12 protein-coding genes are annotated in these 16,355 nt (G+C 63.5%); 7 read left to right on the top strand and 5 right to left on the bottom strand.

The features are described from left to right. The first annotated feature begins 59 nt into the window (after positions 1–59). The 3 genes from I5L79_RS12915 (at position 60) to I5L79_RS12905 (ending at position 6,710) form a co-directional block, all read left to right on the top strand. Positions 60–4,943, top strand: a complete 4,884-nt coding sequence (locus tag I5L79_RS12915; RefSeq protein WP_196955476.1) for a DUF3320 domain-containing protein — start codon at positions 60–62, stop codon at positions 4,941–4,943. A gap of 56 nt (positions 4,944–4,999) precedes the next feature. Continuing rightward, a complete protein-coding gene (locus tag I5L79_RS12910; protein ID WP_196955475.1) occupies positions 5,000–5,596 on the top strand; it encodes a transposase in 597 nt (198 codons plus the stop codon). A 112-nt stretch (positions 5,597–5,708) separates the two neighbouring features. Beyond that, the gene (locus I5L79_RS12905; RefSeq protein WP_196955474.1) at positions 5,709–6,710 is read left to right on the top strand and encodes a lipid A deacylase LpxR family protein; all 1,002 of its coding nucleotides are present in this window, start codon (positions 5,709–5,711) and stop codon (positions 6,708–6,710) included. 54 nt (positions 6,711–6,764) lie between these two features. Here the strand turns inward: I5L79_RS12905 and I5L79_RS12900 are convergent, their stop codons facing one another. Together I5L79_RS12900 and dusB are read right to left on the bottom strand one after the other, a co-directional pair. Next, the gene (locus I5L79_RS12900) at positions 6,765–7,727 is read right to left on the bottom strand and encodes a DMT family transporter (RefSeq protein ID WP_196955473.1); all 963 of its coding nucleotides are present in this window, start codon (positions 7,725–7,727) and stop codon (positions 6,765–6,767) included. A gap of 166 nt (positions 7,728–7,893) precedes the next feature. Next, positions 7,894–8,883, bottom strand: coding sequence for a tRNA dihydrouridine synthase DusB (dusB, locus tag I5L79_RS12895; RefSeq protein ID WP_196955472.1), 990 nt, complete (start codon positions 8,881–8,883; stop codon positions 7,894–7,896). A gap of 150 nt (positions 8,884–9,033) precedes the next feature. On the opposite strand from dusB, the gene I5L79_RS12890 reads away from it, so the two are divergent. From I5L79_RS12890 to I5L79_RS12875, 4 genes are all read left to right on the top strand, one after another. Next, the gene (locus I5L79_RS12890; protein ID WP_196955471.1) at positions 9,034–10,080 is read left to right on the top strand and encodes a CPBP family intramembrane glutamic endopeptidase; all 1,047 of its coding nucleotides are present in this window, start codon (positions 9,034–9,036) and stop codon (positions 10,078–10,080) included. A gap of 49 nt (positions 10,081–10,129) precedes the next feature. Next, positions 10,130–11,074: a phosphatidate cytidylyltransferase gene (locus I5L79_RS12885; RefSeq protein ID WP_196955470.1), complete on the top strand. Its 945-nt coding sequence runs from the start codon at positions 10,130–10,132 to the stop codon at positions 11,072–11,074. Positions 11,075–11,305: 231 nt separating this feature from the next. Further along, a complete protein-coding gene (locus I5L79_RS12880) occupies positions 11,306–12,595 on the top strand; it encodes a Glu/Leu/Phe/Val family dehydrogenase (RefSeq protein ID WP_196955469.1) in 1,290 nt (429 codons plus the stop codon). A gap of 190 nt (positions 12,596–12,785) precedes the next feature. Further along, a complete protein-coding gene (locus I5L79_RS12875; RefSeq protein WP_196955468.1) occupies positions 12,786–13,466 on the top strand; it encodes a phosphatidylserine decarboxylase family protein in 681 nt (226 codons plus the stop codon). Positions 13,467–13,695: 229 nt separating this feature from the next. On the opposite strand, the gene I5L79_RS12870 is transcribed toward I5L79_RS12875, so the two are convergent. From I5L79_RS12870 to I5L79_RS12860, 3 genes are all read right to left on the bottom strand, one after another. Further along, entirely contained in the window at positions 13,696–14,871 is a 1,176-nt protein-coding gene (locus I5L79_RS12870; protein WP_196955467.1) for a glutathionylspermidine synthase family protein, read from the bottom strand. A gap of 150 nt (positions 14,872–15,021) precedes the next feature. Then, entirely contained in the window at positions 15,022–15,705 is a 684-nt protein-coding gene (locus tag I5L79_RS12865; protein WP_196955466.1) for a hypothetical protein, read from the bottom strand. Positions 15,706–15,806: 101 nt separating this feature from the next. After that, positions 15,807–16,289: a GAF domain-containing protein gene (locus tag I5L79_RS12860; protein WP_196955465.1), complete on the bottom strand. Its 483-nt coding sequence runs from the start codon at positions 16,287–16,289 to the stop codon at positions 15,807–15,809. Between the last annotated feature and the right edge of the window lie 66 nt (positions 16,290–16,355).

Here is a 16,355-nt window from a genome sequence, read left to right as displayed (position 1 = left end):
CAGGTGGCGGGTTTGCTGCGTTTGGCACCTACTTCACTTAGTATTTATCCTGATGTACTATGCCCGGTGATGCTACGCTAGCCGCCCGCCTCGAAGCCTCGCGCCAGGAACTGCTCGATCTAGGCCTGCGCAACCCCCTGCTCAACTTTCGGCCCTCCCCGGCGCGGGGTGTAAAGGTGGTGCGGGAGCAGTCGGCGCCGGTATTCGATCTGCTGGTGCGACAAGGAAAAACCATGTACTTCGCCGCCTCTGCGCCGGAGAAGCCTAAGTTACCAGTCGCCGCCCCACCTACCAGCGCCAAAACCGCTCCGCCCGAAGTCACAGAACCAGTAACCGCCGGTGGGGCCGCGCAGCGCGAGCGAAGCAGCCCCACCCCGTTGCTGATGTCAGGCTCCCCCCTCTCCACGGGAGAGGGGGGCCGGGGGGGTGAGGCCCTCACCGACAACAAGCTGCAAACCGATGAGCCGGTGGACAAGCTGGAAAGCCGGCTGCTCAACACCTACTACACAGCCCGCACCAGCCTGGAAGAAACCGGCGTCAACGTCCTCTACCTGGCGCTGGGGCAGCTCAACTGGTACGATGCGGAAAGCAGCCCAGAGCCCCGTCAGGCCCCGCTGGTGCTGGTGCCCGTGGTGCTGGAGCGCGGCGCGGTAGCCGAGCGGTTTAAGCTTACCTACTCCGGGGCCGAGGTGGAAGGCAACCTTAGCCTGCAGGCCCGCCTGAAAGCCGACTTCGGCATCCTGCTGCCTTTGCCCGACTTTGACATCCAGCCGCTACCCGACTACTTTGCGGCCGTGCAGGCGGCCCTGGGTGGCCGCAGCCGCTGGAGCGTGGAGGCCGATGCCATTGCGCTGGGTTTCTTCTCTTTCAGCAAGCTGCTGCTCTACCGTGACCTGGACCCGGCCACCTGGCCTGCCACGGCTGAGGGTACGTCCATGCTGCTGGAGCACCCGGCCATTCGGGCTTTGCTCGACCACGAAACCGGCTTCGACGATACCGCGCCGAGCGTGGGCGAGCAGGCGTTTCTGGACACCGAAAGCCCGGCTCACGAGCTGCACCAGGTGCTCGATGCCGACTCCTCACAGCTGCTGGCTTTGCTGGCCGTGCAGGAGGGGCGCAACCTCGTCATCCAGGGCCCGCCCGGCACCGGTAAGTCGCAGACCATTGCCAACCTGCTGGCCGAGGCTATCGGGGCGGGCAAGAAAGTGCTGTTCGTGGCCGAGAAAATGGCCGCCCTAGAAGTAGTCAAGCGCCGCCTCGATGCGCTGGGGCTGGGCGTGGCCTGCCTGGAGCTGCACAGCCACAAAGCCAACAAGAAAAGCCTGCACGACGAGCTGAGGGCCACGCTGGCCCTCGGTCGGCCCGCTGCCGTTGCGGCCGTGCAGGACCAGACCGATCAGCTGCCGCGCTACCGCCTCGCCCTCAACGACTACGCCCTGGCCGTGAATGCGCCCATTGGTCGCAGCCGCCGCACCGCCCAGCAGGTGACCGGCGAGCTGCTGCGCCTGCGCACCGAGCAGGGCGGGGCAGAGCTGGCGCGCGTTCCGTTCAGCGGGCTGCCGGAGTGGACCGATGCCGATGCTGCCCACGCCGAAGACCTGGCGGCCCGCCTGCAGGCCACGTTGCTCAAAACCGGCGCCCCCAAGCAGCTGCGCTTCTGGGGCAGCGAGCTGACCGTGCTGCTGCCCGCCGACCAGGACCAGCTAACCCGGCACCTGCAGCGGGCCGCCGCAGCCGTAGCCGCGCTGCAGCAGCAGGCCGAAGCCCTGGCCCTGCACCTGCAGCTCCCGGTGCCGGCTGCCCGCGCTGCCGCCGAGGCCCTGCTGCCCGCCGCCCGTCACGCGCAGCTGGCCCCGGCCCTGGCCGGCGTGGCCATGGCCGATGCAGCCTGGGCGCAGCAAGCCAGTCAGCTGCACGAAATTCTGCAGGCCGGGGCCGAGCACAATGCCCTGCATCAGCAATACGACGCCCTGCTGCTGCCCGAAGCCTGGCAACAGCAGCTGCTGACTGAGCGTGCGGCGGTGCTGGCGTACGGCGACAAATGGTGGAAATTGCTGAGCGGCGACTTCCGCCGGGCCCGCAAACGCCTGCAAAGCCTGTGGCGCACGGTACTGCCCGCCGAGCCCGCCACCCTGGTCGCCGCCATCGACGCGGTGCACGACGCCGGCCGCCACGCCCAGGCTGTGGCCGACGCCCGCAGCCTCGGCCAACGGCTATTCGGCTCCGGCTGGCAGGAGCTGCGCTCCGACTGGCCAGTCCTGCGCCGCACCACCGACTACCTTACCCTCACCCACCAGCGCATTCAGCGGGGCGAGCTGCCTGCCGCTCTGCTCAGCTACCTGGCAAGCCGGAGCGGCACCCAAGGCCATAACGGCGCTACAGCCGAGCAGCCCGGCTTCGCCACAATGCCCGACGAACTGAGCAAGCTGCTGGCTGGCCTGGAAGCGGCGCTGTCCGAGCACCGCACGGCCGTGCAGGCGGTGGTGGAGGCGCTGCGCCTGAACGAGGTCCGGCGTTTCGGTCCGGAAGGCCGGCTGCAGTTTCAGCCGTTCAAAGAGCAGAGCGCCGTGCTGGCCGCCTGGCAGGCTCACCTGCCCGAGCTGCACCTGGCCACGGAATGGAACAACGTAGCCGCCGCGGCCCAGGCCGAGCACCGGCCCGAACTGCTAGTGCTGGCCGAAGCCTGGCCCGATGCGGGGCAGCACCTGCGGGCCGCCGTGCGCCAGACCTGGCTGGAGTTTTTGCAGAAACAGGCCTACGAGCAGCACCCAGCGCTACGGCAGTTTGAGCGCGCCAGCCACGAGGAAACCGCCGCCCGCTTCCGCGCCGCCGACCGCGCCAGCCTGCTGCACAACCGCGCCCGCGCCATGACGCGGCACCACGAGAGCCTGCCCAACCCGCAGCTGCCCACGGCCGGCGGGCAGATGGCCATCCTCAAAAACGAATTCGCCAAGAAAACCCGCCACCTGCCCATTCGCCAGCTCATGCAGAAGGCCGGCCGGGCGGTGCAGGCCATCAAGCCGGTGTTTATGATGTCGCCGCTGTCGGTGGCCAGCTTCCTGCCGCCCGGCGCGGTGGAGTTCGACCTGGTGGTGTTCGATGAAGCCTCGCAGGTGAAACCGGTGGATGCGCTGGGGGCCATTGCCCGGGGCAAAAAGCTGGTGGTGGTGGGCGACTCCAAGCAGCTGCCGCCCACATCCTTCTTCGACTCTTTGACCGGTACCGGCGAGGCCGCCGACGAGGAAAACGTAACGGCCGACATACAGAGCATCCTGGAGCTGTGCAAGGCCCGTCAGATGCCCGAGCGGATGCTGCGCTGGCACTACCGCTCCCTGCACCAGTCCCTGATTGCGGCTTCCAACCACCTGTTTTACGAAGACAAGCTGGTGATTTTCCCTAGCCCTGGCGGGCAGGGCCAGCTGGGCTTGGTCTACCATCACCTGCCCGAAACCTACTACGAGCGGGGTACCACGCGCACCAACCCGCGGGAGGCGCAGGCGGTGGCCGCAGCCGTGCTGCACCACGCCCGCACCACGCCCCGGCTCACGCTGGGCGTGGTGGCCTTCAGCACCGTGCAGCGCCAGGCCATTCAGGACGCGCTGGAAGTGCTGCGCCGCCAGCACCCCGAAACCGAGGCTTTCTTCGCCGCGCACCGCCACGAGCCCTTCTTCATTAAGAACCTGGAAAACGTGCAGGGCGACGAGCGGGACGTGATTCTGATCAGCATCGGCTACGGGCGCACCAGGGAGGGCTACCTCTCGATGAGCTTTGGGCCGCTGAACGGGGAAGGCGGGGAGCGGCGCCTCAACGTGCTCATCACCCGGGCCCGGCAGCGCTGCGAAGTCTTCACCAACCTCACCGCCGATGATCTGGACCTGAGCCGGACCCGCGCCCGGGGCGTGGCCGCGCTCAAAACCTTCCTGAACTTCGCCCAGCACGGCCGCCTGAACCAGAACGAGGAAACCGGCCGCGAAATGGAGTCGCCCTTCGAAGAAGCGGTGCACCGCGCCCTCACGGCCCGGGGCTACCAGCTGCGCCCGCAGATCGGCTCCCAGGGCTTCTTCATCGATCTGGCCGTGGTGGACCCCGAGCAGCCGGGGCGTTACGTGCTGGGCATCGAGTGCGACGGGGCCATGTACCACTCCGCCCGCTCGGCCCGCGACCGGGACCGGCTGCGCCAGCAGGTACTGGAGGCCGTGGGCTGGCGCCTCCACCGCATCTGGAGCACCGACTGGTTCCGCAACCCGGCTCGGGAAACCGAGCGGGCCGTGCAGGCCATTGAGGAAGCCCGCCGCCTGGCCGCCCTGGATGAGCCCGACGGGCCGAATGATGAGCCGTTGCCCGAACCCGCCGCGCTGGAGCGCGAAGAGCCCGCAGAAGCCAATGTCAATCCGCCCGTAGTGCTTTACCAGGTAGCGTTGTTGCCCGATGCCATCCGGCGGCAGGAGCTGCATCAGTATAGCCTGGGGCAGTTGGCGGGCTGGCTCAGCCAGGTGGTGCAGATAGAAAGCCCGGTGCATATCGAAGAAGCCACCCGGCGCCTGGCCAATGCCAGCGGCGCCAGCCAGGTGGGCGCCCGCATCCGCAAAGCGGGCCGCGAAGCCGCTTTACTGGCGAAAAACCTGCGCCACCTACGCCAGGAAGGTGACTTTCTGTGGACCCCTGCCATGCAGACGCCGCCCCTGCGCGACCGAAGCCAGCTGCCGGCCATTTCCCGCAAGCTCGCCTTCGTGGCGCCGGAGGAGCTGGCCCTGGCCCTGCGCACCGTGGTAGCGCAAAGCTTTGCCCTGCCCCGCGAGGCGGTGTTTCTGCCGGCCGTGCGCCTGCTGGGCTTTGCCCGCCTCAGCGACGACATGCGCCAGCAGCTGGAACCCATAGTAGCGGACCTACTGGCGCGGGGCGAGCTGGTGGAAGTCAACGGGATACTGAAGCCAGCCGACTGATAGAACAGCTCCGCGCCCTCCGCGCTAACCTCCGCGTCCTCTGCGGTCTGAAACCTATGCTACCTCCCGGCGAAACCCTGCTGCTTACTCTCCGCCTGGCGGGCTCGGTTCCCGGGCGGGCTGGCCGGGAACTGCACGCCCGTCGCGTGTCGGCTCAGGAAGCGGCCCGGCAAGCTTCCTCGCCCGAAGAAGCCCAGGCCCTGCACCGCCGCGCCGACAAGCGTTTCTTCGCCGACTTCGATGCCCTGCTCGACGCGGCCACGGTGGGCGGGGCGTACCTGGAAAAGGAAAAGCTGGCCGAAATGGTAGCCGGGGAGCTGCTGATGCTGGAGGAGCAGGGGCTGCGGGTGCCGTGCTTCGTACTGCTGCCCAACCACCTGCACGCAGTGCTGCATCTGCCGGCCAGCGCGGGCCTTTCCCTCTACAAAGCCGTGGAGCTGCTGCACCAGCGCACCGCCACCCAGGCCCGCCGCCTGCTGCGCGGCCAGCTCCCATCCGAAGCCGACTTCTGGCAGACGGGTTTTCACCACCTGCCGGTACTCGATGCGGCCGAGCTCAGTCGCGTCCGGCAGTACCTGCTGGCTCACCCCAGGCGCCTGGCCCTGCCACCCCGCTTCCATGAATGGCCGTACCTGCACGATGCGCCGCTTTAAAGTCTGTCCGGGTTTCGGAAGCGCCTAATGCGTAGCTATTTAGGCCAGCGGGCATTCTGCCTAGCCAAAGTGCCAAACCCGGCCGGCCGCAACCCTGCGTATGTAGTTCCTGATGCTACATTACCGACTTCGCTGGGCCGTAATAAGCGGGCTACTGGGCCTGCTGCCAGTGGGCGCGGCTGCCCAGGTGGCCACCGCCTCTCCCGGCTCCGCCTTCCTCAGTCCCGAACGTCTCATTGGCTACACCTTTGCCAACGACGCCTACTTCCGCACCGACTACTACTTCACCCAGGGCATGACGGGCACGGTGGTGCACCCCGCCCTGGCCTGGCTGCCCACCCACCACCTGCTGCGCCTGGGGCCGGCCAAGGGCACTGAGTATTTTGGTGTGCGGGTGCACTATGATGGATTCACGCCGCTGCGCATTCAGGATGCCTTCATTCGGGTAGGTGACCGGCCCTATGCTGCCTACCTCTACGCCGATTTCTTTCGCATCCTCAACCAGCCAACCCAGCGCCTGCGCCTGACTATGGGGCTGCAGCTCGGCGTCATTGGGCCAGCTGCTGGAGCCAAAGGGTTTCAAACCAAGCTGCACGAATGGCTGGGTGCCCCCACTCCCCGGGGCTGGGACTACCAGATTCAGAATGACCTGATACTAGGCTACTCGGGACGACTCGAAGGACAACTTGCCCGTGTGGGCCGGGCCGTGGAGCTGATTGGCGGGGCCACGGCTAGCCTCAGCTCCCTGCGCACCTACGCCTCCGCCGATGCTCGCCTGCGCGTGGGGTTGCTTGATCCTTATTTCGCGAATCTGGGTGTGACCAGCCGCGCCAGTCGATCCGGCCAGCGCCGCGTGCAACTCTACACAGAAATGCGCTTGGAAGGCCGCGCCGTGGGCTACGACGCTACCCTGCAGGGCGGCTTGCTCCGCCGCGACAACCCCTACGCGTTGCCTGCTCAAGCTATCAGCCGCACAGTGGCCCTGGGCACCGGCACGCTCGGCCTGGGCTACGCCGGCGTGAGGCTGGAAACCTCCGCCAGCTGGATTTCTCCGGAATTCGAAGGAGCCCGCTCCCATAAATGGACGCAGTTCAGCTTGTTGGTGGGGTTTTAAGAGGAAGTGCTGTCATGGTGAGGCGTAGTCAAAGCAACGAACGTCGGTTCTGCCTTACTTCGCCCGGTTGATGATAAATACGCTGAGCAGGATAATGGCCATGCCCAGCAAGTGCCAGCTGTTGATGGTTTCGCCATCGAGCACGCCCCAGGCCAGCGCCATTACGGGCACGAGGTAAGTATTGGAAGAAGCAAACAGGGGCGTAGACTGCTGAATGAGCTTGTTGAACAGAATCATAGCCACGGCGGTGCTCATGGTGGCCAGCAGGGCAATGTAGCCGAAGGCCGTCCAGGCGCCGGGCACGTGCTGGAGCTTGTACAGAAACTGAGTGCCAAGTAGCAGGTACAGCACCGCCGGTCCGCCAATGAGCATGAGCAGTAGCGCCGTGACAGCCACCGCCGGAATGCCGTGAAAGTGGTGCTTGATCATGTTGATGCTCACCCCGTAGCCCACCGTGGCCAGCACGATGTAAAGACCGTACCAGGCGTTGCCCTCGCCAGTGGGCGTGGCCGTGCCGCCGCTCCCGCCCAGGGCAATGAGCACAATAGTACCCAGCAAGCCCACGCCAATACCGGCCAGCCGCAGTCCTGTAATTCGCTGCCCGAAAAACAGGGCGCCCATTAGCAAAGTGAAAGCCACGGTGAGGGCGTTGAGTACGCCGGCCAGGCCCGAGGCTATTTTGGTTTCGGCGTAGGCAAACAGGAAAGCGGGCAGGAGGGTGCCAATCACCCCGCTCAGTAGCAGCCATTTAAAGCGGCTGCGCTCCACCTGGCGCACGTGGCGCAACGCAAACGGCAGCAGAATGAGGGCCGCCACCGTGACGCGGGTAGCGCCCAGTTCCAGGGCCGAAAACACTACCAGTCCCTTCTTCATCAGGATAAAAGAAGTGCTCCAGATGCCCGCCAGCAAAATTAGCAGCCCCCAGGCCGAAGCCGGTACGCGGTGGGGCGGGGGCGAGGCTACGGGCGGATTCTCGGGCGCAATGGAAACAGCTGGCGCGGGGGTATCAATAGGCATAGCGGTAGCAGATACTACGGAAACGATGGAATAGAGCAACAAATAAGACCGTCATGCTGAGCTTGCCGAAGCATCTTTACCTCTGGCTAATTTCTGGCGTGAGAACAAAGCGGTAGAGATGCTTCGGCTGCGCTCAGCATGACGGTCAGCTGTCAAAACGGCTACCTTACCCCACCAGCACCGGTTCGGCGGCAATGATTTCGTCCATGATGGCGTGGATTTCCGTGGGGTCGTTGCTTTCCACCAAGCGGGTGCGCCACTGGCGGGCGCCTTCCAGGCCGCGGAAGTACTGGGCGTAGTGGCGGCGCATCTCAAACACCCCGGCCCGCGGGCCCTTCCATTCCAGGCTCTTGTCGAAGTGAAAGCGGCAGGCCTGTACCCGCTCTTCCACGGTGGGCGGGGCCAGCAGCTCACCGGTGGCCACGTAGTGTTTCACCTCCCGAAAAATCCAGGGGTAGCCAATGGCGGCACGCCCAATCATGACGCCATCTACGCCGTAGCGGTTTTTGTACTCCACGGCTTTCTGGGGCGAGTCGATGTCGCCGTTGCCGAAGATGGGAATCCGGATGCGCGGGTTGTTCTTGATGGCCGCAATCAGCCGCCAGTCGGCCTCGCCCTTGTACATCTGCACGCGGGTGCGGCCGTGCACGGTAAGGGCTTCAATGCCGATATCCTGCAGGCGCTCGGCCACTTCCTCCACGTTCTTGGTGGTGTCGTCCCAGCCCAATCGGGTTTTTACCGTCACGGGCAGGTGGGTGGCTTTCACCACGGCCTCCGTCATCTGCACCATCTTCGGGATGTCGCGCAGCAGGGCCGCGCCGGCGCCGCGGCAGGCCACCTGCTTCACCGGGCAGCCGTAATTAATGTCAATGAGGTCGGGGCCGGCCTCGGTGCTGATGCGGGCGCACTCGCCCATGGTATCTACATCGGAGCCGAACAGCTGTATGCCGATGGGCCGCTCATAGTCGAACACGTCGAGCTTCTGGCGGCTTTTGGCCGCAGCCCGAATCAAGCCTTCCGAGGAAATGAATTCGGTGTACATCAAATCGGCGCCGCCCTGCTTGCACACGGCCCGGAATGGTGGGTCCGACACATCCTCCATGGGGGCGAGCAAAAGAGGGAAATCGGGCAGGGCAATGTTGCGGATGTGTACCACGGCAGGCTATTCTAGTATTTTGCGCAAATTTACGACTATATCAGGGTCTTAAGGCCTTGGAGGCTTAGCGTCTTGATTGACGTTCTTGCGTAAAGACGTTGCCCGGCCCCCAAGCCCCCAGAATCTTAAGCCCCAAGACCCCGAACACATATGAAAGGTTTCGTATCCAGCCGGCTACACCCCTTGCTCGCTCTGCTGCTGCTGCTTGCGCTGATCATAGGGGCAGCCTGCCTGGCGTATTTTCTTGTTGCGCTGGCTTGCATTGCGTTCTTTGGCGTTCGGAGTACGCAGGAGTTTGAAGCCTTGCTCCGGAACCCACAGCTGAGTGCCCACGGCTGGAGCGCGCTTATGTTGATGCAGGGCTTACTGCTGCTGATCGGGTTTGGGGGCGCGGCCCTGGCGCTGGCTTCAGCGCAGGGTGTGCCGTGGTCCGAGTACTTCGCCCCGCGCCGCCCTGTATCGGGGTGGTGGCTGGTGCTGGCGGCTTTAGTCATTGTGGTCAGCCTGCCCGCTATGTCGGGGCTGATTGCGTGGAACGCTGACGCGCAGTTTCCAACCTTTATGCACAAGTTTGAGGTTTGGGCCCGCGAAAAGGAAACCCAGGCTCAGGACCTCACCCGGTACCTCACTCAATTCACGTCCACGGGCCGCCTTCTGGTGGCGCTGCTAGTTGTTGCCGTGGTACCGGCCATCAGCGAGGAACTGGTGTTCCGGGGCGTGGTACAGAAGCAGCTTACGCGCTGGTTTGGCTCCTACCACGCGGGCGTGTGGCTGTCAGCTATTCTGTTCAGTGCCATTCACACGCAGTTTTTTGGGTTTGTGCCGCGCCTGGTGCTGGGGGCTGTCTTGGGCTACCTCTTCGCCTGGAGCGGCAACATTCTGGTGCCCATGGCCGCGCACTTTGCTCAGAACGCCGTGCAGATTCTGCTGCTCTACGCCCAGCAGCGCGGCGCCCTGGGCGCCTCCTACGACCCCGATTCTACAGAGGCATTGCCCTGGCCCTGGATGCTGCTCTCGGCCGTACTCACGCTGGGACTGTTGCGGCTGGCTTACCAGCAGTTTCGGGTGCCGGTGGTACCGGTAGTCAGCCATACGCTCACGGGCGCGGGCCTCGTCGTTGAGGGCCAGGCGCCGCCTGTCGGGCACACCCTCACCGGCCACGGCGTAGAGCCGGCCCCTGGCAGCCCGACCACGTAGACGGGTTTCGCCACTTTTTCTCTTTCCTGACTTCTCACGCTGCTGCTGCTTGCCCGACTCTCCCGCTCCCGCCCCTTCCTCTGCTTCCGAGAAAAAGCCCATGTCGAACCTGGCGCAGCGCCTGCTCTACGGCGTGCTGGGCGCCATCGTGCTGCTGTTCTGCATCTGGTACAGCGCCTGGACGTTCGCGCTGTTCTTTGCCCTGGTGCAGATGCGGATGCTCTGGGAGTTCTACCGCATGATGCGGGAAGCCGGCTACAAGCCGGCGGCTATGCTGGGCGGCGGGTTGAGTATTGTAATATTCGCCTCCATTTTCCTTGTCAAAGCGGGTGCCATTGGCTCTGTTAACTATGATTATGCAGTAGCTTCCGGTTGGCACACAATCATCCTTCCTGCTAATTTCATAGGTGCTCTTCTGAGCCTGCCGTTGCTGCTCCTGCCCACTATCCTCATCCTGCGGGAAATGTATGCCTGGCCGCGCAAAAACCAGCCATTTTCGCCGTTTGCCAACGTGGGCGTGGCCTTGCTGGGCTTGCTGTACGTGAGCCTGCCCATGAGCCTGCTGAGCGTGCTGGCCTTCGATGCGCACGGCTACGACTACCGCCGCATCTTCGCGCTGCTGCTGCTGGTGTGGTCGTCGGATATCGGGGCGTACGCGGCGGGCAAAAACTTCGGCAAGCACAAGCTGGCGCCCAAGATTTCGCCCGGCAAAACCTGGGAAGGCGCCATCGGGGGCTTCCTGCTCACGCTGGGTACAGGCTGGGCCCTGGGCTACCTGCTGCCCGAGCTGCCACTGGCTTACCGCCTAGTAGTGGCCGGGGTGGTTGCCGTCTTCGGCCCGCTCGGCGACCTGGCCGAGTCCATGCTCAAGCGCAGCGTGGGGGTGAAGGACTCCGGCCGCATCCTGCCCGGCCACGGCGGCCTGCTCGACCGGTTCGACGCCTTCCTGTTTATCCTGCCGGTGCTGGCTTTGCTGCAGTTGCTGCTGGGCTAGAGGCGCGGAAAGAATCCAGCCTTATAAGGTAAGCCCACCGTAGCTGTAACAGCCCGGAAAGCCCGCGCCACCCACAAATCCAGCCTACGCCACATCCTGGGCGCAGGCGGACGCGTATGGCATAAACTGCTACCTTTGGCGTCTTAAAAATTCGCGGTGTGCCAGGCAAATTTCCACCCTTGCCGTACGCCCGCCGTTTTCACCCACCTCCACCCTTTTTTCTTCACCCGTATGGCTACCACCACGGTGTACAAAGAACCCGCCCCCCGCGTCGATGCCGAAAACCCGCTGGAATCCATGATGTCGCGCTTCAACGTGGCCACGGAAATCCTGGGACTCGACGATGAAACCTACAATGTTCTTAAAGCGCCCGACAAGCAGGTTATCGTGCACATCCCCGTGACGATGGACAACGGCAAGGTGCGCGTGTTTGAGGGCTACCGGGTGATTCACAATACCATTCTGGGGCCTTCAAAAGGCGGCATCCGCTACGACAAGAACGTGCACCTGGACGAGGTGAAGGCCTTGGCTGCCTGGATGACCTGGAAGTGCGCCGTGGTAGATATTCCCTACGGCGGTGCCAAGGGTGGTATCATCTGCGACCCGACCACCATGAGTCCCGGCGAAATCGAGCGACTCACGCGTGGTTACACGCTGGCGCTGAAGGACGTGTTCGGCCCGGACAAAGACATTCCGGCCCCTGACATGGGCACCGGCCCCCGCGAAATGGCCTGGCTGATGGACGAATTCTCCAAAACCGTAGGGGCTACCTCCCCGGCCGTAGTTACGGGCAAGCCCCTGGTAATGGGCGGCTCCCTAGGCCGCACCGAGGCTACCGGCCGCGGCGTGATGGTATCGGCACTGGCCGCCATGAAGAAGCTGGGCATGGACCCCAATAAGGCTTCGGCCGCTGTGCAAGGCTTCGGCAACGTGGGCTCCTGGGCCGCCAAGCTGCTCTGCGAGCAGGGCGTGAAAATCAAGGCCGTGTCCGACGTAAGCGGGGCCTACTGGAACGACAACGGTATCAACATCGACGAGGCCATTGCCTACAAGAACGCCCACAAAGGCCGTCTGGATGGCTACACCGGTGCCGTGCTGATGGAAAATGCCGACGACCTGCTGCTGGCTGACGTAGACGTGCTGGTGCCCGCCGCCGTGGAGGACGTCATCACAGAACACAACGCCCACGACATCAAGGCCCGCCTGATTGTGGAAGGTGCCAACGGCCCCACCTCGGCCTCGGCCGACCCCATCATCAACGAGAAGGGCATCATGGTGGTGCCCGACATCCTGGCCAACTCCGGCGGCGTAACGGTATCTTACTTCGAGTGGGTGCAGAACCGCCAGGGCTTCAAGTGGACCGAGGAAATGGTAACCGAGCGCGCCGACCGCATCATGTCCGACGCTTTCGAGAAAGTGTACGCCACGAGCCAGAAGTATAAAATCCCGATGCGCATTGCGGCCTACGTGGTGGCCATCGACAAAGTAGCCCAGACCTATAAGTACCGCGGCGGCTTCTAAGCCGGCTAGGAACACCGAGAAATTTCTCTCCGTATAGCCCGGGCCGCATGGCTCGGGCTATATTTGTACGCCGCTGAAGGCTGAATTCCCGTATGCACTACGGACGCCCGCTGTACCGGCCCTTACCCCGACCCCTGCCTTGACGACTGAGGCCGCGCCCCCAAGCGTCTTCAGCGCAACTCAACGCTCTATGAAGATCCACAAAGAAGGACGACGTATTCTGTTCTTTACGCTGCTGGCCTTGCTGGCCGTGAACCTGCTGCTGTACCGCTACAATGCGCAGAACGACGGCTTCAACAAGGTATTTGCGGTTATATCCGTCATCGTATTTCTGACGCTGCTGCAGTTTTTCCGCAGCCCGGCCCGGCGCCTGCTCACCCACGAAGACCACATTATTTCGCCGGTAGATGGCAAGGTGGTGGTGATTGAGGACGTGCACGAGCCGGAGTACTTCGACGACGTGCGCAAGCAGATCAGCATCTTCATGTCGCCCATCAACGTGCACATTACCCGCAACCCGGTGTCGGGCATTGTGCGCTACTTCAAGTACCATCCCGGCAACTACCTGGTGGCCTGGCACCCCAAGAGCAGCACCAAAAACGAGCGGACCACGGTGGTGGTAGAATCGGAAGCCGGGCCGTTTGTGCTTTTCCGGCAGATTGCCGGGGCTATGGCCCGCCGCATTGTGTGGTACGTGAACGAGGGCGATGAAGTAAGCCAGGGCGAGGAGTTCGGCTTTATCAAGTTCGGCTCCCGCGTCGACATCTTCGTGCCCGTAGACACCGAGGTGAAAGTGCAGATCGGCGAAAAGGTGAAAGGTGGTCAGAGCATCATCGCCCAGCTCAAAACCGACACTCCCAGCATTTTCTAAAGCCTGCTTTTCTCTTTACGACAACGGCCGCTCCTGCACAGGAGCGGCCGTTGCTTTTGGGCTGCTGAGTTGGCTTTCTGCTTTGCTTGAAATTCTGCTTTGCTTGAAATAAAGAAAGCAAGGACATGCACCATGTCATTGCTTTGCACGGCGCATGTAAAGCAATGACATGCGCCGTGCAAAGCAATACTTTTTGCCCGAGTGCTTCTTCCATTGCTGCCCGGGCCGGCTATACCAGCAGGTGGGGCACGAACTCGGACAGGTTGGTGATAAAGCCCGCGTCGCGGCGGAAACCTAGGGCGCAGGCCTCGCCGGCCCAGAACACGCCGGCCTGGTAGCGGCGCTGTTGCGCGTCGGTTGGCAGCTCAGCCCACCGCTGGTGCACCTGGGGCTGCTCACCGAATTCGCCCTCGATGGTGGTACCGAGTTGCCCGTTGGGTTGAACTTCTGTCACATTCTGGCCTTCGCGGCCAAAGAGTGGTTTGCTGACGGCGTGACCCGCCAGCGGCTGCAGAGAGGCTTCCAACAGCAGCGGGTGATGCGGAAATACTTTCCAGAGCCAGGCCAGCATACCCTTGCTTTGGAATAGCAGCGCGTACGCCGGGTTGGCAATGATGACGTCGCGGGAAAGGAGCAAGTGCGTAAGGTCGGCGGTGAGGTCAGGCTCTTCCTCAGCCAGAATTTCCCAGGGTACCAGCTTGAACAAGAAGCCGAACCGCTGCCACTGCTCCGGCCCTACCTGCGCCCAAACACCCCGGTCTTCGCCCGCCACCGACACCTGCATAGCATCCACGGAGCATACGTGCGCGGTAGCAAAACCGGCTGCCCGCGCCGCCTCAGCTAGGATGGCGCAGTTGGTTTCGTCCTCGGCGCTGCCGGGCAGGTGCACCAGCAGCAGGCTGGGGTCGAGGTCGGGGTTGAGCTGACGCCATTCTTCCAGCTGACTTTGCAGGCCCTCAAACAAGCCGTTTGCCTGTCGCTCTTCGTCGGCCTGACCGGCAGCTACCAGGCTGGCCCACTGCACCACGGCGGTTTCGGGTAGGCTGGTGGCGGTATCGGCGTTGAACTCCAGGAGCTTGATGCCGTCGGGCGTCTGAGCCAGATCGAAGCGGCCGTAGAGGTGCCAGTGCCGCTCGTCGTTCCAGGAGTGACGCACGGCAGCCCACAGGTTGGCCGGAATAGCCAGCAGTTGGAGCAGGTCGTCGGGGATAGGGTCGGGAATGGCTTGCACCAGCATTTCGTAGAGCGTGTCGGCGGCCTCAAGCAGGGCCTCCGCCTCGGCCTCGGGCACCTGCACGGCTTCGCGGGCCACATAGCCGGCACAAGCATCTTCCACGGCCCAGTCCCAGCCCAGCGCCCGCACGGCCGGCGTCACGTCACCGGTAAGAGGAAGAAGGGAAACCATGTTTCTAATGTGCTAATGTGGTTGAATGTGGACAATGTGCTAATGTGGGAACAAGGTGCTAGCGTGGCGTCAATACTGGCTTGATGCGCACTATGACATCTCATGCATCAGCACCTTGTCCACATTCAACCACATTAGCACATTAAAAAGCTACCCGCCAAACCCACCACTACTGCGGCTGCCGAAGCCGCTGCTACGGCTCATGCGCGGAGCCGAGCTGCGGAAGGTGCCGGTGCGGTAAGCCGAGCGCCGGAACGAGGGGCTTTCCTGCACCCCGGCCGAGCGCGAGTTGCGGGCGCCCGTGAAGCCCCGGCCAAAAAAGCCCCGGCCCTCGTTTTCCCGCTCCCGGGTAATGCCCTGGCGCCAGCCCATGTTGCGCTGCATAAGGCCTGGGTTGGCATAGTAGCCGGGGTTAGGGGTGAGAAAGCGCCCGGCCATGTACCCGATGCCGCTCCACATCAGCACATCCATCATGCCCGTGCCCGCCACCCGGTTTTCGGGATTCTGACGGCTGTAGTCCTGCATCTGCTTTTGCAGGGCCGCGCCTTGCAGGGTATCCACCTTGCCATCGAAATGGTGCAGTATGGCGGCTACCTCTTCCTTGCCGGCCGGCTTTTCGGCCGTGATTTTCCAGTTGCCCGGCTGCACCTCGGTCATTTCCGTGATAACGCCCTGGCTGTAGGTTTCGCCGCTCCAGTCGCCGGTGGCGGTTTCCGTATCGGTGCGGTTATCAGAAGAACAGGCAGGCAGCGCACCCAGGCCCAGACTGGCGGCAGCGGCCATCAGCACCACGTTGCGGCGCCAGTCACCAAGAGAGTAAAACGGCTTTTTCATCGGGAATTCGGTTGAGAGCTGTCAGTTATTGGTTGCCCGTTGTGAGTTGTCAGACTGCGCTCAGCATGACGAGCAACAGGCAACCCACGATTGGCACCAAACTAAAACCAGCGGGCGGCCATCTGCATAAGCTGTTCCAGGGCCTGCTGGTCGTCCTGGTTGAAGTCGTTCAGCTGGTCGCTGTCTACGTCCAGCACGGCTACTACCTGCCCATCTTTCAGCACGGGCACCACAATTTCGGACTTCGACTCGGAACTGCAGGCAATGTGGCCGGGAAACTGCTCCACGTCGGGCACCAGCAGAGTGGCGGCTTGTGCCCAGCTGCTGCCGCACACGCCCTTGCCGTGCCGGATGCGGGTGCAGGCAATCGGCCCCTGGAACGGGCCCAGCACCAGCTCGTTGCCCTTCACTACATAAAAGCCCACCCAGAAAAACCCGAAAGCCTGCCGCAGCGCCGCCGCGGTATTGGCCAGGTTGGCTACCAGGTCAGGCTCGCCGGTGGTCAGGGCTTCAATCTGGGGCAGCAGTTGCCGGTATTGCTCGGCTTTGGTGAGCGTGGTATCGAGGTGCAGTTCTTCAGCCATTGTGTTTTGGGTGATGAGGTTACAGGTAACAGGCAAGAGTAACACGGGGCTGTTACGGAACAAAGG

Source organism: Hymenobacter guriensis (genome assembly GCF_015773195.1).
Lineage (GTDB): Bacteria > Bacteroidota > Bacteroidia > Cytophagales > Hymenobacteraceae > Hymenobacter > Hymenobacter guriensis.
The sequence above is the reverse complement of the archived record's forward strand: the minus strand, read 5'-3'. Positions and strand labels throughout refer to the sequence as shown.

Coding starts and splice junctions, on each gene's coding strand:
- I5L79_RS12915 (WP_196955476.1), top strand. CDS start 60: ATGCCCGGTGATGCTACGCTAGCCGCCCGCCTCGAAGCCTCGCGCCAG.
- I5L79_RS12910 (WP_196955475.1), top strand. CDS start 5,000: ATGCTACCTCCCGGCGAAACCCTGCTGCTTACTCTCCGCCTGGCGGGC.
- I5L79_RS12905 (WP_196955474.1), top strand. CDS start 5,709: ATGCTACATTACCGACTTCGCTGGGCCGTAATAAGCGGGCTACTGGGC.
- I5L79_RS12900 (WP_196955473.1), bottom strand. CDS start 7,727: ATGCCTATTGATACCCCCGCGCCAGCTGTTTCCATTGCGCCCGAGAAT.
- I5L79_RS12890 (WP_196955471.1), top strand. CDS start 9,034: ATGAAAGGTTTCGTATCCAGCCGGCTACACCCCTTGCTCGCTCTGCTG.
- I5L79_RS12880 (WP_196955469.1), top strand. CDS start 11,306: ATGGCTACCACCACGGTGTACAAAGAACCCGCCCCCCGCGTCGATGCC.
- I5L79_RS12875 (WP_196955468.1), top strand. CDS start 12,786: ATGAAGATCCACAAAGAAGGACGACGTATTCTGTTCTTTACGCTGCTG.
- I5L79_RS12870 (WP_196955467.1), bottom strand. CDS start 14,871: ATGGTTTCCCTTCTTCCTCTTACCGGTGACGTGACGCCGGCCGTGCGG.
- I5L79_RS12865 (WP_196955466.1), bottom strand. CDS start 15,705: ATGAAAAAGCCGTTTTACTCTCTTGGTGACTGGCGCCGCAACGTGGTG.
- I5L79_RS12860 (WP_196955465.1), bottom strand. CDS start 16,289: ATGGCTGAAGAACTGCACCTCGATACCACGCTCACCAAAGCCGAGCAA.